The sequence below is a fragment of the Streptomyces sp. NPDC102270 genome (genome assembly GCF_044766405.1).
In the GTDB taxonomy this organism is placed as follows: Bacteria; Actinomycetota; Actinomycetes; order Streptomycetales; family Streptomycetaceae; genus Streptomyces.
Map to the genome: position 1 here is coordinate 140,728 of NZ_JBIWLX010000010.1, position 17,518 is coordinate 158,245.

The following is a 17,518-nucleotide window of genomic DNA, read 5'->3' on the forward strand; positions in this document are numbered from 1 at the left end:
GGTATATAGATGATTCATCTATCTATAAAGCCGGTCCAGCCGACGGATACCGCGGGAGTGACCTCGATGACCGAGAACCCGGCCCCGGAGATCCTCACCGATCTCACCGACGACGGGGTCATGCTGCTGACCCTGAACCGGCCCGAGCGGCACAACGCCTGGACGCTCGAGATGGAACTGCTCTACAACGAACTGTTCGACCGGGCGGAGCACGATCCACGGGTGCGGGCCGTCGTGCTCACCGGCGCCGGGCGCAGCTTCTGCCCGGGAATGGACATGAGCGTCCTGGACGCCGCCTCGTCGGGCGCCCGCCCCTGGCCGACCGGCCGGCTGCCCCCGCGCACCCGGCCCATGTCCTTCCCGAAGCCCGTGGTGGCGGCCGTGAACGGCGCCTGCGCCGGCATCGGGTTCAACCAGGCGCTGATGTGCGACGTCCGGTTCGCCGTACCGCACGCCAAGTTCGCCGCCGCCTTCAGCGCGCGCGGACTGGTGGCCGAGGACGGCGTGTCCTGGATCCTGCCCCGACTCATCGGCTACGGCAACGCCGCCGACCTGCTGCTGTCCTCGCGCCGGATCACCGGCACGGAGGCCCTGGCGATGGGGCTGGTCAACCGCCTGGTCGAACCGGCGGAACTGCTCCCGGCGGCACTCGCGTACGCGACCGAACTGGCCCGCTCGGCCAGCCCGTACGCGATGTCCCTCATCAAACGGCAGCTCGCCGACGACCAGGCGAGGACCTTCACCGAGAGCCGCGACCACGCGGCCGCCCTGCTGGCCACGGCGAAAGGCGCCCCGGACTACCGCGAGGGCGTGCGCAGCTTCATCGAACGCAGGCAGCCGGAGTTCGCGGGGCTGGGGGAGACTCCGGCCGTGGCCCCGGCCCTGTCGCAGGAGGCGTCGTCATGACACGTTCCGAACTCCCGCTGCACCGCCGCACCATCACCGTCACCGCCTACGCGGAGGGCGGCGACGAGATCTCGGTCGAGGCGGAACTGAGTGATGTGCGCCCCTGGGCGGAGCCGTCGGCCGGCGTCGTCCACCGGATGACGCTGGCCGTGGGCGTACGTCTGGCCGACATGGTCATCGTGCACGCCGACGCACAGATGGGGACCTTCCCGCACGCCGAGTGCCCGTTGATCACCCCGGTGTTCGACAGCCTGACCGGGCTCAGTGTCGCCGCCGGGTACAACCGGGCGATCCAGGAGCGGTTCCGTGGGGTGTCCGGCTGCTCGCACCTGCACGAACTGGCCCGCGTCCTGGGCCCCGCGGTCGTGCAGGCGGCCATCTCGGCGAACGCGGGCCTGCGGTACGCCGGTGAGCAGTCCCAGGACCCGCGCTCCACGTCAGGCGTGCTGAACAGCTGCCACGTCTGGGCACCGAACGGAGTGGGCCTGCGCAAGCTGGACGCGGGCTGGGTCCCAGGCACCGGGCCGCGTCCGGTGCCGCTGCTCAGGACCTTCGAGCACCGTGGACCGGGGACGTCCGGCGCCTGAATGCCCGGGAAGGCCCGCGGACGTCTCGCCCACCGAGGCGCGCTGACGACTCGGGTGCCGGGGAAGCCAGGGATCGGGATGGGCGGCTTTCCGCACCGGGCCGCGTCCGGTGCCGCTGCTCAGGACCTTCGAGCACCGTGGACCGGGGGCGTCCGGCGCCTGAATGCCCGGGAAGGCCCGCGGTCGTCTCGCCCACCGAGGCGCGCTGACGACTCGGGTGCCGGGGAAGCCAGGGATCGGGGTGCACGGCTCTCCACTCCGGCCGGGCCTGGCGGGCACACTGCTGCTCGGTACCCGCCCGCGGGGCGCGGCAGTCTCATACCTCGACCACCTCGACTCCCGCCTCCCGCAGACGACTACCGGTCTTCTCGTCCACCGGGGCGTTGGTCACCACGACGTCGAGTTCCTCGGGACCGCACACCCGGGCCATTCCGGTGCCTGGGAACTTGCCCGCGTCCGCCACCAGGACCACCTGGGCGCTGGCGGCGATCATCGCCCGCTTGACGGGCACCTCGACGGCGGTGGTGTCCAGCACCTGTCCGTCCGGGCGGACCCCGCTGGTGCCGAGGAACAACCGGTCGGCGTGGACCTGCCGCAGATTGTCCTCGGTGAGGAAGCCGACCAGCGAGCGGTAGTCGCGCCGGACCACGCCGCCCAGCAGGATCAGCTGGACGTCCTTGTCGTCCTGGAGTTCCTCGTAGACGGCGAGGTTGCTGGTGATCACGGTCAGCGAGCGGCCGTGCAGATGGCGGGCCACCCGGTGGGCCGTGGTGCCGATGTCGAGCAACACGGTCTCGCCGTCCCTGACGAGGTCGGCGCACCAGGCGGCCAGCGCGTCCTTCGCCTCGACCCGGACGCCGGCCACGTCGGCGAACGGGTCGTCCTCGCCCATCACGGGCGCGGCACCGCCGTACACCCGTTTGAGCAGTCCCTCGTCCTCCAGTTGTACGAGGTCCCGTCGGATCGTGGCCTGACTCGCCCCGACCTTCTCGGCCAGGGCGACCACTGAGAGGGGCCCGTCCGCGCGTAGGGCGCGAAGGATCAGCTGATGTCTCCGGTCAGCGAGCATGCCGCTGACCATACTCGCGAACTCTTCAAACTCAAGCAAAGTCACGCATGAATGTCTCGATACTCGCTTGACCCTTGTCAAAGTCGCGCACCGGGTGCACTCTCTTGCTCAATTCAAGCGAGGTCCGGACCCCACTCCGGTCGGCCGAAGCGGATGAAGGCGTACTCCGCCGTCACGGACGCGTCGGCACCGTCTGAGAGGACCAGCTCACACGCCCCGGGTGGCTGAAGGGTTCCCACCACGCCGATGCTCTTCAGCCACCCGGCCCTCCCGTCGCACTCCCTCCACGGCCCATGACTCACAGGTCCTGCCGGGCATGCCCGACATGGCCGACGCGCAGAACCCGCCCAGAACTAGGAGAAGATCGTGGATCTTTCCCGCAGACGATTCCTGCAGGCCGCCGCCCTGACGGCCGCCGCGGCCGGCGCCACCGCGGCATGCGGCGGCTCAGGATCGAGCGGCACCAAGGACGGCAAGGACCTGACCCTCTGGTACTGGGGAGGCGCGCTCAGCGACAAGGTGGTCGCCGAAGCCAAGACGCACTTCAGCAGCCAGATCAAGCTGACCACCGACTCCATCGGCGGCGACTTCAAGCAGAAGCTCACCACCACCCTCGCGGCGGGTGCCGCCGTCCCGGACATCACCGGCATCAAGGGGGAGGACATCGCCTCCTTCCTGCCCAACGGCAACCGTTTCCTGGACCTGAACGACCTGGGCTTCAAGAGCCTCGCTCCCCAGTACCTGGGGTGGAAGACCGAGCTCGCCAAGACCACCGACGGCAAGCAGATCGGTTTCCCCATCGACATCGGCCCCACCGCGCTCTACTACCGCGCGGACCTGTTCGACAAGGCAGGGCTGCCCTCCGACCCGGCCAAGGTCGCCGCCGCGACCAAGACGTGGGACGACTACTTCGCGCTCGGCGCCGAGCTGAAGAAGGCGCTGCCGGGCACCTACCTGATCAACAACCTCGGCACGGTGTTCAACATCGCGGTGGGGCAGGGGACGAAGCGGTTCATCGACAAGAACAACCACTTCATCGGCGACCAGGACCACATACGTGCCGCCTGGGATCTCGCCGTCCGCCCCTACCAGCTCGGTCTCGACGGCAAGATCAACGACAACACCCACAACGCCGCCCTCAGTAAGGGCACGCTCACCACCGAACTCGGCGCTGCCTGGCACGCGTTGGACATCGAGCAGGCGGCCCCCAACACCAAGGGCAAGTGGCATGTCAGCCCGAACCCGGGCGGGCCGGCCAACCAGGGCGGCTCCTACCTGGCCCTGCCCAAGCAGTGCCGCAATCCCGAAGAGGCATTCAAGATCATCAGCTGGATCCTGAGCCCGGCCAACGACGCCCGCGGCTTCACCGACGCCGCCATCTTCCCGGCCTGCCCTGCCGCTTACGCGATGCCGGCCATGACAGGTCCGGACGCCTTCTTCGGCGGACAGAAGATCATCGAGGTCTTCGGCCCGGCCGCCAAGGCCATCCCGAACAGCTACGAGGCGCCCGCCGACGCCGCCGTCATGGCCCCCTACCTGACCGAGCTGACCAACATCGAGGCCAAGGGCAAGAAGCCCGACGACGCCTGGAAGGACGCGGTCAGCCAGGCCAAGCAGATCGGCCGGCGGCAGGGAGTGAGCTGACATGTCGTCACCTCCGGTCACCGGCCCCGCCGCGGTGCCCGCACACCGCGGCGGGCCGGGCCCGAGCCGGTTCCGCCCGCGGCGCACCCCGCCCCCGGGTGCCGTACGGGTCAGGCGCCGCGGGGTGCTGTCCCACTGGCGGCAGTACCTGGCGATCTCACCGTTCTACCTGGTCTTCCTCGCCTTCTCGTTCTTCCCGGTCCTCTACTCGCTGTATCTGGCCTTCCAGCGCTGGGACGGCATCGGCACGATGCACTTCGTGGGCCTGCAGGAGTTCCGCTTCCTGTGGGAGGACCCCGTCTTCTGGCTGTCGATCCGCAACACCCTGGTGATCTGGGTCCTGTCCACCGTGCCCACGCTCGTCGGCGCCCTGGTGCTGGCGACGCTGCTGCACTCGGTGCGCCGGTTCAAGGGCTTCTACCGCATCGCCCTCTACGTGCCGAACGTCACCTCGATCGTCGCCGTGGCGATCTTCTTCGGCGCGGTCTTCAGCAACAACTTCGGCCTGGTCAACGCGATCCTGGACACGGTCGGCATCTCACCCGTCCCGTGGCTGAGCGACCCGTGGCTGATCAAACTCGTCATCGCGCTGCTGATGACCTGGATGTGGACCGGCTACAACATGATCATATACCTGGCCGGGCTCCAGACCATCCCGAAGGAGATCTACGAGGCGGCCAAGCTGGACGGCGCCGGCGCAGTCCGCACCTTCTTCCAGATCACCATGCCGATCATGCGGCCCATCATTCTGTTCACCGTCATCATCTCGACCATCAACGGCCTGCAGAGCTTCAGCGAACCCCAGATCCTCTTCGCCAGCGAGGCCGCCAACCCCAGCCTCGGCGGCCCCGGCCAGGCGGGCCTGACCACGCTGCTGTACTTCTACCAGTCGGCCTTCGTCAACAACGACTACGGCTACGGCGCGGCCATCGTGTGGGCCTTCTTCGTGCTGATCATCGTGCTGGTCCTCATCAACTGGCGCATCGTGCAACGAGGGAGGAAGCCATGACGGCAGCGGGTACGACGCCGAGGGCGACGGACACGCGACGGTCCCGGCGCCCCAGGGGCCTGAGCGCGCACATCATCCTGATCCTGGCGGTCCTGATCTCGGTCTTCCCGTTCGTGTGGACGATCATCATGGCGACCAACACCACCCAGGACATCTACAAGAGTCCGCCGAAGCTGTCCTTCGGCTCCCATCTGCTGGAGAACATCCGGCACATGCTCAAGACCATCGACTTCTTCGGGTCGATGCTCAACACCGTCGTCGTCGCGTCCGTCACCACCGTCCTGGTGCTGCTCATCGACTCCCTGGCGGCTTTCGCCTTCGCCAAGTTCGACTTCCCCGGACGCAGGGTGCTCTTCGCCGCGCTGCTGGGGTTCATGATGCTGCCGTTGCAGCTGGGTATCCTCCCGCAGTTCATCCTCGTCTCCAAGATCGGCTGGGTCGGCACGCTCAGGGCACTCGCCCCGCCCGCCCTCGCCAACGCCTTCGGCATCTTCTGGCTGCGCCAGTACATCCAGAGCGGCGTACCCGACGAACTCCTCGACGCCGCACGCATCGACGGCGCCGGGTTCCTCCGCCAGTACTGGAACATCACGCTGCCCATGATCAAGCCGGGGCTGTCGTTCCTCGCCATCTACGCCTTCGTCAACGCCTGGAACGACTACATCTGGCCGCTCGTCGTGCTCACCAAGCCCGGCCACGTCACCCTTCAGGTGGCGCTCGCCCAGCTCAATGTCGCCCACAACACCGACTACAGCATGGTCATGGCCGGTGTGCTCATGGCCTCCGTCCCGATGCTCGTCGTCTTCTCGATCTTCGCCCGAGGCTTCATCGCGGGCGCGACCGAAGGTGCCGTGCAGGGCAGTTGAAGCCGTTGCAGGTATCGAGAGAGGTGAGGAATGACGGATGGACATCCTCCGCAGCGGCTGGTGCCCGGTCACAGCGCTGACGAGGGAAGGGCGGACGGCCTGAAGCGCGGCAAGGTGCTCGTGGTGGGCCTGGACGGAGTGCGCTTCGACCGGCTGACTCGCTCGCCATCCACGGCCCCCGTGCTGCACCGACTCATGGCGGCGGGCGCCCACGGCACCAGTCTGCTCCCCTACGGCGAAGTGGACGGGCAGGCGGAGGACGGACCGTCGACCAGCATGGCCTACACCGACTCCGGGCCCGGCTGGTCGAGCGTGCTGACCGGGGTGTGGCCCGACCGTCACGGAGTGACCGGCAACGACTTCACCGGCGCCGACTACTCCCGCTACCCCGACTTCCTCAGCCGTGCCGTCGCCGCCCGGCCCGGTCTGCGTACGGCGGCGGTGGTGTCGTGGCCCGACCTGCTCGACCGCGGCACGCTCGGCCCGGCCATCGCCCGGCGGGTACTGCACGACGGCGAGGCGCAGGGCTACGAAGCCGCGGACCGCCTCGCCGCCGACACCGCCGTGCGCTGGCTCACGGACGGCGACCCGGACGTCGTGTTCGTGTACTTCGGCGCCGCCGACGAAGCCGGCCATGCGACGGGCCCCCTCAGCCCGGCCTACGACCACGCCGTCCTTGCCGTGGACGCCCACCTCGGGCGGCTGCTGGACGCGATCGACTCCCGACACTCCCACCCCGGCCGTGGTGACGAGCACTGGACGGTGCTCGTCACCACGGACCACGGCCACCTCGACACCGGCGGCCACGGCGGCGACACCCGTGCCGAACGAGAGGTCTTCGTCATCCTCACCGAGCCGGGCGTACCGGGCGGCACCCTGCTGGACGCCCCGCGCCTCATCGACCTGGCCCCCACCGTCCTGGACCGCCTCGGCGTCCCGATCGACCCCGCATGGCGACTGCAGGGCCGCGTCCTGCCCGGGCCCAGCGAGGGCGCCTGATCCGTCGTGCGTCCAGTACGAGGGACCTCCCAAGGGCGCCTTCTGCTTGTCCTCGTAGGACAGAAAGCCCCGGCTCCGGCAGAACGCGTCGTTTGGTTGTCCTCTGGCGACGACTCACGGTCCGTGGACAGCAGGAAGAACCGGCCGTGGGGGCAGTGCCCCATCGCTGGTGATCGCCGCGGGCGAGACTGGCTTCGGCCGCGTCCTGCTCGTCGTCACCTTCCCGCTCACACGGATGCTGCAGTTCGTCGGCGCCATCGGTTCACGGCCCGCTCCGCCGCACCCGCCTCCACCACCACGGCAAGTCGGCGATCCTCGACGGACTGCACGCCGCTACGCCTGGGTCGGAATTTCCTTACGGATGCGGTGGGCCTCGGCAACGAGGCTCCGAGGCAGCTTCGGCCCTGCACACGCGTAGTCGATCAGCAGGTTCCGGTAGGTGGCGCTCGCAAGCTCGGGTGCCAGGGCGATCAGGGATCTCAGGTCGTCCGGCGAGCCGGAAACCCGTGTGCGGTAGGCGGCGCCCGCCGCGCGCAGGGAGACTTCGTGGGGCTCGTATTCCAGGCCCTGTTCGACGAGACTCGCGGCTGCGGCGAAGTCGCCCTGCTCGGCACGCACGTCCGCCAGGTCCAGGTAGAGGGACCAGTTGGTGGGGTCCAGGAGCAAGGCGCATTCGAAGGCCCCAGCAGCCTGGTCCAGGTCGCCCGTCACGCGCCAGGTGGCCGCTCGAGCGACCGCCGTCCACATGACTCGACTGACGGCATCGGCGCGGTCGCACAAAGCGAAGGACAGTTCGTAACGGCCGCAGGCCCGTGGCAGCCTGGCCATGGCTGCCAGCGACTCCGGTACGGGATGCCGTTCGGACACGACGTCGAGGGCATGGAACCAGGGCGCGAACCGCTTCCGCATCTCGTCGGTGTTCAGGTCGTGGCCGTAGTCCAACGTCCGCAGACACGCCTCGGCCAGCGCCTCGGCATTCACAGCGTCGAGAAAGCGCGCGTCGCCGAACCAGGGTGCGGCGCCCCATGCCACATCGGGCCGCGCACCGGTGACCGAACCAAGGGCCATCACCGCGTCGTCCATGTTCCCTTCGAGGAAGAAGAAGTACGCCTGCGCCAGCACAGCGCTCAAGGAACTGTCCTCTTCGAGGCTCTCTTTCAGTTCCGAGCGTCGGTCCTGCCACAACTCCGCGAGGGCCGCATAGGGCTCCGGAGCCGCGGGGGCCGAGGCTATCGCCCCCACCAGAAGCTCCACTGCGCTCGCCGGGCTTCCGCCACAGTGCGCCATCACACCAGCGAGACCGAGTCCCGCCGCCACTGACCGATTCGACATCGCCAGAGAATACTCGTGGCCGAGTCGGCGCAAGCGCACAGGATGCTCGAGAGGCTGACGAGCGATAACGACGGCCTTCGCACCGGGCATGGGCGGAATCCGGTACGAAGGCCGCCGTCGGGCAGACGAGCATGATCGACGACGGCGGCTTTCCGGGTACCGGATTGGTGATGCCGCACCACCGACACAAACAACTCCGGGCCTGCGTCGAGCACCTCTGCGACTGCCGCCTCAAGGGCGACGGAGTGCCTCACGCCTGATCGCAAGATCAGTTACGGCGCAACCGTCAGTCGACGTCGACCCGGCCGTCGTCGCCCTTGTCGTCCTTCCGGGCGTGCAACTGGAGCAGGCCGTTGCCGCTGCCGTTGGCGCTGCTGTCCGTGGGGCGGCGGCCGTCGGGGGAGTCCTGGCCGTTCAGGTTCTGCCGGACCGAGTCCAGGATCGTCAGGCCCTGGGACACCAGGCCGGCGGCGATCTCGCCGAGCCCGTCCGCGCCGTTGAGGACGTTGACGTTGGCGCCCGCGAGACCGCCGGCGGCCTCCTTCACGATCTGCGGGAGCTGGTCGATCAGCATCCGGTCGAGCGCGACCCGGTCGTAGGAGGCCGCGGCCTCCGCCTGGATCTTCATCCGCTGGGCGTCGGCGGCGGCGAGCACCCTGATCCGTTCGGCCTCGGCCTCGGCGGGCTTCACGATCTCGGCCACCAGCTGCTGCTGGCGCAGTTTCGCCTGGCGCAGGGCCAGGTCCGTCTGCGCGTCGAGGACCTCCTGCTGGGCGTGGGCCTGTGCCAGCGGTCCGGCCTGCGCGGCCTTGGCCTGCGCCCGTTCCACCTCGGCCGAGTACTCCGCCTTGACGACGGCGGTCTGCCGGGCGTACTCGGCCTGGTTGCGGGCCGCCACCTGCTCCGCCTCGACCGAGGCCTGCGTGGCCTGGGCCTGGGCGATCTGGGCCTGCCGCTGGATGGCCGCCTTGTGCGGCGCGGACATGGCCTCGATGTAGCCGACGTCGCCGTCGTCGATCGACTGGATCTGCAGCGAGTCCACGATCAGGCCGATCTTCGCCATCTCGGTCTTCGAGGTGTCCAGGACCTCCGCGGCGAGCTTCTGCCGCTCGGTGACGATCTCCTCGACGGTCATCGAGCCGATGATGGCCCGCAGGTGACCGGCGAAGATCCGGCCGGTCAGCACGGACATCTGGTCCTGGTCGGAGAGGAACCGCTGGCCGGCGTTGATGATGCTCTCGTGGTCGTTGCCGACCTTGAAGGCGATGACGGCGCGGACGTGCAGCGAGATGCCCTGCCGGGTCACACAGGTCTCGGTGACCTCGGACTCGCACATCGACAGGGTCAGGAAACGGGTCTTTCGGAAGATCGGGAGCACGAACTTGCCGTGCCCCGTCACCACTCGGAACGGCGCGCCCCCCAGTCCCCGCCGGCCCCCCGAGATCAGCATTGCCTCGTCGGGAGCGGGAACGCGGTAACCGAACATTGTCTACTACTCCTCAATCGGCGCCGGCAGGGTCGCCGCCGAGCGCGTCCAATGGATCCGCCCACTCGATGACACCGACCTCGCGACAGCCACGCGACTCGATCACGAGCACGGTCGCTCCGGTGGGCAGGGGATCCTCGGACCAGGCGAGGAAGGTCTCGGATCCGCCTCTGACGCGCACGAGGATCTCGCCGGGACCCGCGGATCCGCGCGTTCCGATGAGTACTGTCCCCGTGCAGCCGATCACGGCCTCGTCCTGCGGCATCGCGGCCGTCCTCCATCGTCTGGCCCCAGGATTCAGACGATAGACCCCCTGGGGCCAGAGGCCCAACGGGCATGACGAACCGGGCCACCACGCTCCGCTTGCCCGGCCTCGGACGCGGTCCACCGCCAGCAGCGGGGGACACCCCCGCCGCGGTCCACGGTCGGCAGCCGCCACGGTCCCCGACGCGGTCCACCGCCAGCAGCGGGGGACACCCCCGCCGCGGTCCACGGTCGGCAGCCGCCACAGTCCCCGACGCGGTCCACCGCCGGCAGCCGCCACAGCCCCTGAGGCGGTCCACCGCCAGCAGCGGGGACAGTCCCCCACACGCGGTCTACCGCCGGCAGCGGGGACAACCCCCGACGCGGCCCACCGCCGGCAACCGCCAGAGCCCCCGACGCGGTCTACCGCCAGCAGCGGGGGCAGTCCCCCACGTGGTCCACCGCCGACAGCCGGCACAGCCCCCGCCCGGCTTCTAACCCGCCGCTCCTCGCGGCTCGCGCGGCAGCCCCAGGACCTTCTCCGCGAGGATGTTCCGCTGCACCTGGGACGTGCCCGCGTAGATCGTGCCCGAGCGGGCGATCAGGTACGTCGCCGACCAGGACGCCGACGAGTTCGCCGCGCCGGGGTCGTCGGTGCGGTAGGTGCGCAGGGGCGGGCGGCCGACCGGCACCTGGCCGTGCAGGCCCATGATGTCCATCGCCAGATCGGTGATCTTGGTGTGGTACTCGCTCCAGTACAGCTTGGCGATCGACGACTCGGGGCCGGGCTCGGCGCCCTTGAGCCAGCCGGTGAGGATGCGGTAGCCGAGATAGCGCATGATCTCGACCTTGGACCAGCACCAGGCGATCCGCTGCCGGATCACCGGGTCCTGGTCCTTGCCGTACAGCCGTGCCAGCTCGACGAGGCGTTCCACCTCCGCCTTGAAGAGGATCGGGTTGGTCGCCGCCTCCTCCCCGCGTTCCACGCCCAGCAGGCTCTGGGCGACCGTCCAGCCGTTGTCGACGCCGCCGACGACGAGGTCGGCGCGGGTGCGGGCGCCGTTGAAGAAGACCTCGTTGAAGTGCAGCTGTCCGCTCATCATGCGGAAGGGCCGCACCTCGACGCCGGGCTGGTCGAGCGGGACGAGCAGGAAGGAGATGCCCCGATGGCGGGAGGCGTCGGGGTTCGTGCGGGCCAGGACGAAGATCCAGTCACAGTGATGGGCACCCGAGGTCCACACCTTCTGGCCGTCGATCACCCACTCCTCGCCGTCACGCACCGCACGCGTCCTCAGGGAGGCGAGATCCGAGCCCGCGTCCGGCTCCGAGTACCCCTGGCACCAGGTGTCCTCGCCGCTGAGGATGCGGGGCAGGAAGTGGGCCTTCTGCTCGTCCGTGCCCCAGCGCAGCAGCGTGTTCGCCAGCATCTTCACGCCGAAGGTGTCCTGCGGCAGTCCGAACGGCACGCCGGCCAGCGCCAGTTCCTCCATCAGCACCACCTGGTGGAGCTTGGTGAGGCCGCGGCCGCCGTACTCCTCGGGCCAGGTGAGCGAGAGGTAGCGCCGCTCGGCGAGCAGCCGGCGCCAGGCGCGGGCGAAGGCCCAGGCCGGCTCCTCGTCGAGGGCGCCGATGCCCTTCCAGTCCGGCGGCAGTGTCTCGGCGAGGAACGCCCTGACCTCGGTGCGGAACGCCTCGGTCTCCGGGGGATAGCTGATGTCCACCTGCGTACTCTCCTCGTCCGGTCCCGTGCGCACAGCACCTTCGCTGTATTGATTGTTTCAGCATAATAGGTTATCTATTTAAGAGGAATAGCGTCGAGCCAGGGCGGGCTGACATGGGACTGCTGGACGGCCGCAACGCGGTGATCACCGGCGGCGCACAGGGCATCGGCTTCGAGATCGCCGGAGTCCTCGGCGCCGAGGGGGCGTCCGTCGTCCTCGGCGACATCAACGAGGACGCGGCGGCGGAAGCCGCCGAACGCCTCGCCAAGAACGGCGTGGCAGCCACCTCCCTGCGCTGCGACGTCACCGACGAGGACGAGGTCGCCGCCCTCGTCGCCCACTGCACCGACAGCTTCGGACCGGTCGGCGTCATGGTCAACAACGCCGGGATCACCCGGGACGCGACCCTGCGCAAGATGGCTCTCGCCGACTTCCGCGCCGTCGTCGACGTGCACCTGACCGGCGCGTGGAACGGCACCCGGTACGCCGCCGAGGCGATGCGCGCGCACGGTCGGGGCGGCAGCATCGTCAACATCTCCTCCATCGCCGGCAAGGTCGGCAACTTCGGCCAGACCAACTACAGCGCGGCCAAGGCAGGACTCGTCGGCCTCACCAAGGCCTCCGCCAAGGAACTGGCGAAGGCGGGCATCCGTGTCAACGCCGTCCAGCCGGGCCTTATCCGTACCGCCATGACCGAGGCGATGCCTCCGGCCGCCTGGGACGCGAAGCTCGCGGAGATCCCCATGGGACGTGCCGGAGAGCCCGCCGAGGTCGCCCAGGTCGTCCTCTTCCTCGCCTCCGACCTGGCGAGCTACGTCACCGGAGCCGTGGTCGAAGTGACCGGCGGCCGGTACATGTGACCCCTGATGAAAGGCAAGTGCTGATGCCCGCCCTCCTGCGTGACGCGGTGATCTGCGAGCCCCTGCGTACCCCCGTCGGCGGCTACGGCGGCGTCTTCCGCGACGTGACGGCGGCCGAGCTCGCCGCCACGGTCGTCCGCGCCGTGCTGGAACGTACCGGCATACCGCCCGCAGCCGTGGACGACGTCCTGCTGGGCCAGTGTTACCCCAACGGCGAGGCCCCGGCCATCGGCCGCGTGGCCGCCCTGGACGCCGGTCTTCCCGTTGAGGTGCCGGGACTGCAGATCGACCGCCGCTGCGGCTCGGGTCTGCAGGCGATCATCACCGCGGCGATGCAGGTCCAGACCGGTGCGAGCGATCTCGTGCTGGCCGGGGGCGTCGAGTCCATGAGCCAGGCCGAGTTCTACACGACCGGTGTGCGGTGGGGCGTACGCGGCGCGGGCACCACCCTGCACGACCGGCTGGCGCGCGGGCGCGTCACGTCCGGAGGGGTCAACCACCCCGTCCCCGGGGGCATGTTGGAGACCGCCGAGAACCTCCGGCGCGAGTACGCCATCCCCCGCGAGGAACAGGACCAACTCGCCCTGCGCTCCCACGAGAAGGCCGTCGCGGCCCAGCGGGAGGGCCGGTTCACCGACGAGATCGTGCCCGTCACCGTACGCAACCGCAAGGGCGAGACGGTCGTCGACACCGACGAACACCCTCGCCCCGGCTCCTCGTTGGAGAAGCTCGCGTCGCTGCGTCCCGTGCTCGGCCGCCAGGACCCGGAGGCCACCGTCACGGCGGGCAACGCCAGCGGTCAGAACGACGGCGCCGCGCTCTGCGTCGTGACCCACCCCGAGCGCGCCGCCGAACTCGGTCTGCGACCGCTGGGCCGCCTGGTCTCCTGGGCCGTCGTCGGCGTACCGCCCGAGACGATGGGCATCGGCCCGGTGCCAGCCACCGCCCGGGCGCTGGAGCGAGCCGGACTGAAGCTCGCCGACATCGATCTCATCGAACTCAACGAGGCCTTCGCCGCCCAGGTACTGGCCTGCACCCGCGAATGGGACCTGACCGAGACCGACTTCGAGCGGTTCAACGTCAACGGCTCCGGCATCTCGCTGGGCCACCCCGTCGGCGCCACCGGCGGCCGCATCCTCGCCACCCTGCTGCGCGAACTGGACCGCCGTCAGGCCCGCTACGGCCTGGAGACCATGTGCCTCGGCGGGGGCCAGGGCCTGGCCGCGGTCTTCGAACGGCCGACCGACGAAACCCACGCTCACGGAGGACGCTGACATGCCCGGACTGATCGCATACGGCGCCTACGTGCCGTACCACCGCCTCGCGAGGACGGATGTCGCAGCCGCCCTGGGCGGCAAGGGGGGCAAGGGAACCCGCGCGGTCGCGGGCTACGACGAGGACACCACGTCCATGGCCGTCGAGGCGGCCCGCGGCGCCCTGGACCGTGACGGCCTGCGTGCCCGTGTCAGCCAGCTCTTCCTCGCCACCGCCGCACCCGCCTACCTCGACAAGACCAACGCCACCGCCGTCCACGCAGCCCTCGGCCTCGACCAGCACGTGCTCGCCGCCGACATGGCAGGCTCGGTGCGTTCGGGCCTCGGCGCCCTGGTCACGGCCGCCCGCTCGCCGGTCCCGACCTTGACGGTCCTGTCCGACCTGCGCACCGGCCTGCCCGGCGGCAGCGACGAGGTCGCGGGCGGCGACGGCGCCGCGGCGTTCGTCTTCGGCGGACACCGCAACGGGGCCCCCGTCATCGCGGAACTGCTCGCCCACGACACGGTCAGCGACGAGATCCTCGACCGCTGGCGGCTGCCGGGCGCGCCCGTCTCCCGGGTCTGGGAGGAGCGCTTCGCCGAGGAGATCTACGTGTCCCTCGCGGACAAGGCGCTCACCGCGGCCCTCGACCACGCGGCGGTCGACATCGGCTCGATCGACCACTTCGTGGTCGCCGGGCTGCACGCGCGCGCGTGCGCGGCGGTCCGGCGCACCGCCGGGGTCCGTCCCGAGGCGGTGACCGCGGACCTGGCCGGAGTGATCGGCAACGCCGGTACCGCCCAGCCCGGACTGCTCCTGGCCGACGTCCTCGACCGGGCCCGGCCCGGCGAGCTCATCGCCCTCGTCGTGCTCGGCGACGGCGCCGGAGTCCTCCTGCTGCGCACCACCGACGCGCTCCCCGCGCACCGCGCGGCCCGCCCGGTCGCCGCGCAGATCGCGCAGGGCAGCGCCCCCATGCCGTACGCCACCTACCTCTCCTGGCGCGGTCTCCTCGACCGCGAACCGCCCCGCCGACCGGACCCCGAGCCGCCCTACGCCCCGCCCGCACACCGCCGCACCGCGTGGAAGTACGGCTTCGTCGCCTCCCGTTGCGAGAAGTGCGCCACCCGGCATCTGCCGCCGGACCGGGTGTGCACCTCGTGTCGGAGCGTCGACGCCATGACCGACGAGCCGATGGCACACGTGCGCGGCACGGTGGCCACGTTCACCGTCGACCGCCTGGCGGCCACGCCGAGTCCGCCGATGCTTGTTGTGGTCGTCGACTACGACGGCGGCGGCCGGTTCCGTTGCCAGCTGACCGACGCCACCGAGGCGGACGCCGTCATCGGGGCCCGGGTCGAGATGACGTTCCGGCGCACGGTCACCGCGTCCGGCGTCCACAACTACTTCTGGAAGGCCCGGCCGGTGCGCACGGGCGAGACCGAGGGGACACACTGATGGGCTCGCACGGAATCAGGGACCGGGTCGCGATCGTCGGCATGGGCTGCACGCCCTTCGGCGAGCACTGGACCCGCTCGGCGGACGACCTGCTGATCGACGCCGTCGGCGAGGCGGTCACCTCGGCCGGCATCACCCTCGACGACATCGACGCGTACTGGTTCGGCACCCAGGCGTCCGGCGTGTCCGGGCTGACCCTGAGCCGGGCGCTCCACCTGCCCAACAAGCCGGTCACCCGCGTCGAGAACATGTGCGCGACCGGCTCCGAGGCCCTGCGCAACGCCTGCTACGCCGTCGCCTCCGGGGCGTACGACGTGGCGATGGCCGTCGGTGTGGAGAAGCTCAAGGACTCCGGCATGTCCGGGCTTTCCGGTACGGCCATCCCGGGCGCGGGAGACGACAGCCGCGGGGAGATCACCGCCCCGGCGAACTTCTCCCTCCTGGCCCCCGCCTACGCCGCCAAGTACGGCCTGGCGGAGGAGGACATGAAGGACGTCATCACCCGCATCGCCTGGAAGAACCACGTCAACGGGGCCCGCAACCCGCGCGCACAGTTCCGCAAGGAGGTGCCGCTGGAGCGCATCCGGTCGGCCCCGATCGTCGCGGGCATGCTCGGCGTGTTCGACTGCTCGGGCGTCTCGGACGGCTCGGCGGCGGCGATCGTCGTACGCGCCGAGGACGCCTACAAATACACCGACAAGCCGATCTTCGTGAAGGCGCTGTCCTTCGTCGCCGGTCCGGCGGACGGGCTCCTCGACCCGGAGTACGACTTCACCACCTTCCCCGAGGTCGTCGCCTCCGCACGAGAGGCCTACCGGCAGGCGGGCATCACCGACCCGCGCGCCGAGCTCGCCCTCGCCGAGGTCCACGACTGCTTCACGCCCACGGAGTTGGTGCTGATGGAGGATCTCGGATTCTCCGAGCGCGGTCAGGGCTGGAAGGACGTCACCAGCGGGGCGTTCGATCTGGACGGCTCGCTGCCGGTCAACCCCGACGGCGGCCTGAAGGCCTTCGGCCACCCCATCGGCGCCTCCGGCCTGCGCATGATGTTCGAGGCGTGGTTGCAACTACGGGGCGAGGCACCGGCCGAGCGGACGGTGAAGTCCGTGGCCGAAGGACGCTCGCTCGCCCTGACCCACAACCTCGGCGGCGGACCCGGCGAGTGTGTCTCGTTCGTATCGGTCGTCGGCAGTCAACTCACCGAATAGAGAAGGCGGTTCGCCATGACGCGACTCCAGGACAAGATCGCCGTCGTCACCGGGGCCGCGTCCGGCATCGGCGCGGCCACCGCACGGCGCCTTGCGGTCGAAGGGGCCCACACGGTCGTGGCCGACCTGAACTCAGAGGGTGCCAAGGCGGTGACGGAGGAGATCCGCGCCGCCGGCGGCTCCGCTACGGCGGTCCCGGTCGACCTCGGCGACATCGAGAGCGTACGGGCCATGGTGGCCGCCGCGGTCGAGACGTACGGCGGTCTCGACGTCCTGCACAACAACGCGGCGGCCACCCACCTGGCCGCCCGTCAGGACCTCGCCGTCCTTGAGGCCGATCCGGCGGTCTGGGACGACACGATGCGCATCAACCTGCGCGGGACCATGGTCGCCATCCAGGCCGCCGTCCCGCACATGATCGCGCGCGGCGGCGGCTCGATCATCAACACCTCGTCAGGGGCCGGGCTTTCGGGCGATCTGCGCAACCCGGCGTACGGCGCCTCGAAGGCCGCCCTCATCAACCTCACGCAGTACGTCGCCACCCAGTACGGCAAGCAGGGCGTGCGCTGCAACGCCATCGCGCCCGGGTTCATCGTCACCCCGGCCAGCTCCGGTTCGGCGCACGGGGCGATCCGGGACGCGATGCTGCGCCATCACCTCACCCCGCGCCTGGGGCGCCCCGAGGACGTCGCCTCCGCGGTCGTCTTCCTCGCCTCGGACGAGTCGGCCTTCATCACGGGGCACACCCTGCGGGTGGACGGCGGGCTGCTGTCCCACCAGCCGTATGTCGCGGATCTGCGCGACGCCTGACACGGTTCCTGTCGCTACCGCCGGAGGCGCTGAGATCAGCGCCTCCGGTTCTCGGCGTCGCCCGGG

General features: G+C 70.1%; 16 protein-coding genes and 1 pseudogene. 12 read left to right on the forward strand and 5 right to left on the reverse strand.

From position 1 onward, the window contains the following. Window positions 1-66: 66 nt before the first annotated feature. Both ACIRP7_RS22345 and ACIRP7_RS22350 read left to right on the forward strand, forming a co-directional pair. Window positions 67-906 (forward strand): enoyl-CoA hydratase-related protein, encoded by an 840-nt coding sequence (locus ACIRP7_RS22345; protein ID WP_403662179.1) that lies wholly within the window; start codon window positions 67-69, stop codon window positions 904-906. Continuing rightward, window positions 903-1,493 (forward strand): DUF2889 domain-containing protein, encoded by a 591-nt coding sequence (locus ACIRP7_RS22350; RefSeq protein WP_403662182.1) that lies wholly within the window; start codon window positions 903-905, stop codon window positions 1,491-1,493. Before ACIRP7_RS22345 ends, ACIRP7_RS22350 begins: the two co-directional genes overlap by 4 nt. A gap of 316 nt (window positions 1,494-1,809) precedes the next feature. On the opposite strand, the gene ACIRP7_RS22355 is transcribed toward ACIRP7_RS22350, so the two are convergent. Next, on the reverse strand, window positions 1,810-2,562 hold the full coding sequence (locus ACIRP7_RS22355; protein ID WP_352385551.1) for a DeoR/GlpR family DNA-binding transcription regulator: 753 nt from the start codon (window positions 2,560-2,562) through the stop codon (window positions 1,810-1,812). A gap of 366 nt (window positions 2,563-2,928) precedes the next feature. Here ACIRP7_RS22355 and ACIRP7_RS22360 point away from each other — a divergent pair, with 366 nt between their 5' ends. The 4 genes from ACIRP7_RS22360 (at window position 2,929) to ACIRP7_RS22375 (ending at window position 7,080) form a co-directional block, all read left to right on the forward strand. Continuing rightward, window positions 2,929-4,206: an ABC transporter substrate-binding protein gene (locus tag ACIRP7_RS22360; RefSeq protein WP_403662185.1), complete on the forward strand. Its 1,278-nt coding sequence runs from the start codon at window positions 2,929-2,931 to the stop codon at window positions 4,204-4,206. Between the two features lie 124 nt (window positions 4,207-4,330). After that, window positions 4,331-5,215, forward strand: coding sequence for a carbohydrate ABC transporter permease (locus ACIRP7_RS22365; protein WP_403662701.1), 885 nt, complete (start codon window positions 4,331-4,333; stop codon window positions 5,213-5,215). Then, on the forward strand, window positions 5,212-6,081 hold the full coding sequence (locus ACIRP7_RS22370; RefSeq protein ID WP_403662188.1) for a carbohydrate ABC transporter permease: 870 nt from the start codon (window positions 5,212-5,214) through the stop codon (window positions 6,079-6,081). The genes ACIRP7_RS22365 and ACIRP7_RS22370 overlap by 4 nt, the downstream gene beginning before the upstream one ends. Before the next feature lie 30 nt (window positions 6,082-6,111). After that, a complete protein-coding gene (locus ACIRP7_RS22375; protein ID WP_403662191.1) occupies window positions 6,112-7,080 on the forward strand; it encodes an alkaline phosphatase family protein in 969 nt (322 codons plus the stop codon). 333 nt (window positions 7,081-7,413) lie between these two features. Here the strand turns inward: ACIRP7_RS22375 and ACIRP7_RS22380 are convergent, their stop codons facing one another. Beyond that, a complete protein-coding gene (locus ACIRP7_RS22380) occupies window positions 7,414-8,367 on the reverse strand; it encodes a tetratricopeptide repeat protein (RefSeq protein ID WP_403662703.1) in 954 nt (317 codons plus the stop codon). Between the two features lie 128 nt (window positions 8,368-8,495). Between ACIRP7_RS22380 and ACIRP7_RS22385 the strand changes: the two are divergent. Further along, window positions 8,496-8,672: pseudogene (locus tag ACIRP7_RS22385) on the forward strand (IS5/IS1182 family transposase); the annotation flags it as partial. A gap of 26 nt (window positions 8,673-8,698) precedes the next feature. Here ACIRP7_RS22385 and ACIRP7_RS22390 read toward each other — a convergent pair. From ACIRP7_RS22390 to ACIRP7_RS22400, 3 genes are all read right to left on the reverse strand, one after another. Continuing rightward, window positions 8,699-9,898 carry a flotillin family protein gene (locus ACIRP7_RS22390; RefSeq protein WP_403662193.1) on the reverse strand — a complete coding sequence of 400 codons (1,200 nt, stop codon included), beginning with the start codon at window positions 9,896-9,898 and terminating at the stop codon, window positions 8,699-8,701. 13 nt (window positions 9,899-9,911) lie between these two features. Next, a complete protein-coding gene (locus ACIRP7_RS22395) occupies window positions 9,912-10,163 on the reverse strand; it encodes a hypothetical protein (RefSeq protein ID WP_069760059.1) in 252 nt (83 codons plus the stop codon). Window positions 10,164-10,635: 472 nt separating this feature from the next. Then, window positions 10,636-11,895: an acyl-CoA dehydrogenase family protein gene (locus ACIRP7_RS22400; RefSeq protein WP_403662196.1), complete on the reverse strand. Its 1,260-nt coding sequence runs from the start codon at window positions 11,893-11,895 to the stop codon at window positions 10,636-10,638. 80 nt (window positions 11,896-11,975) lie between these two features. Here ACIRP7_RS22400 and fabG point away from each other — a divergent pair, with 80 nt between their 5' ends. From fabG to ACIRP7_RS22425, 5 genes are read left to right on the forward strand one after another with little or no spacing between them, the layout of a single operon-like run. Then, the gene (fabG, locus tag ACIRP7_RS22405) at window positions 11,976-12,722 is read left to right on the forward strand and encodes a 3-oxoacyl-ACP reductase FabG (RefSeq protein WP_403662199.1); all 747 of its coding nucleotides are present in this window, start codon (window positions 11,976-11,978) and stop codon (window positions 12,720-12,722) included. A 23-nt stretch (window positions 12,723-12,745) separates the two neighbouring features. Continuing rightward, window positions 12,746-13,996 carry an acetyl-CoA C-acetyltransferase gene (locus ACIRP7_RS22410; RefSeq protein ID WP_403662202.1) on the forward strand — a complete coding sequence of 417 codons (1,251 nt, stop codon included), beginning with the start codon at window positions 12,746-12,748 and terminating at the stop codon, window positions 13,994-13,996. Window position 13,997: 1 nt separating this feature from the next. After that, on the forward strand, window positions 13,998-15,434 hold the full coding sequence (locus ACIRP7_RS22415; protein WP_403662205.1) for an OB-fold domain-containing protein: 1,437 nt from the start codon (window positions 13,998-14,000) through the stop codon (window positions 15,432-15,434). After that, a complete protein-coding gene (locus ACIRP7_RS22420) occupies window positions 15,434-16,642 on the forward strand; it encodes an acetyl-CoA acetyltransferase (RefSeq protein WP_403662208.1) in 1,209 nt (402 codons plus the stop codon). The genes ACIRP7_RS22415 and ACIRP7_RS22420 overlap by 1 nt, the downstream gene beginning before the upstream one ends. Before the next feature lie 15 nt (window positions 16,643-16,657). Continuing rightward, window positions 16,658-17,452: an SDR family NAD(P)-dependent oxidoreductase gene (locus ACIRP7_RS22425; protein WP_403662211.1), complete on the forward strand. Its 795-nt coding sequence runs from the start codon at window positions 16,658-16,660 to the stop codon at window positions 17,450-17,452. Window positions 17,453-17,518 lie beyond the last annotated feature (66 nt).

Bases quoted from the DNA above. Each gene is read 5' to 3' on its own strand.
- ACIRP7_RS22370 (WP_403662188.1), top strand. From the start codon at position 5,212: ATGACGGCAGCGGGTACGACGCCGAGGGCGACGGACACGCGACGGTCC.
- ACIRP7_RS22355 (WP_352385551.1), bottom strand. From the start codon at position 2,562: ATGCTCGCTGACCGGAGACATCAGCTGATCCTTCGCGCCCTACGCGCG.
- ACIRP7_RS22345 (WP_403662179.1), top strand. From the start codon at position 67: ATGACCGAGAACCCGGCCCCGGAGATCCTCACCGATCTCACCGACGAC.
- ACIRP7_RS22380 (WP_403662703.1), bottom strand. From the start codon at position 8,367: ATGGCGCACTGTGGCGGAAGCCCGGCGAGCGCAGTGGAGCTTCTGGTG.
- ACIRP7_RS22410 (WP_403662202.1), top strand. From the start codon at position 12,746: ATGCCCGCCCTCCTGCGTGACGCGGTGATCTGCGAGCCCCTGCGTACC.
- ACIRP7_RS22420 (WP_403662208.1), top strand. From the start codon at position 15,434: ATGGGCTCGCACGGAATCAGGGACCGGGTCGCGATCGTCGGCATGGGC.
- ACIRP7_RS22390 (WP_403662193.1), bottom strand. From the start codon at position 9,898: ATGTTCGGTTACCGCGTTCCCGCTCCCGACGAGGCAATGCTGATCTCG.
- fabG (WP_403662199.1), top strand. From the start codon at position 11,976: ATGGGACTGCTGGACGGCCGCAACGCGGTGATCACCGGCGGCGCACAG.
- ACIRP7_RS22395 (WP_069760059.1), bottom strand. From the start codon at position 10,163: ATGCCGCAGGACGAGGCCGTGATCGGCTGCACGGGGACAGTACTCATC.
- ACIRP7_RS22425 (WP_403662211.1), top strand. From the start codon at position 16,658: ATGACGCGACTCCAGGACAAGATCGCCGTCGTCACCGGGGCCGCGTCC.
- ACIRP7_RS22415 (WP_403662205.1), top strand. From the start codon at position 13,998: ATGCCCGGACTGATCGCATACGGCGCCTACGTGCCGTACCACCGCCTC.
- ACIRP7_RS22375 (WP_403662191.1), top strand. From the start codon at position 6,112: ATGACGGATGGACATCCTCCGCAGCGGCTGGTGCCCGGTCACAGCGCT.
- ACIRP7_RS22350 (WP_403662182.1), top strand. From the start codon at position 903: ATGACACGTTCCGAACTCCCGCTGCACCGCCGCACCATCACCGTCACC.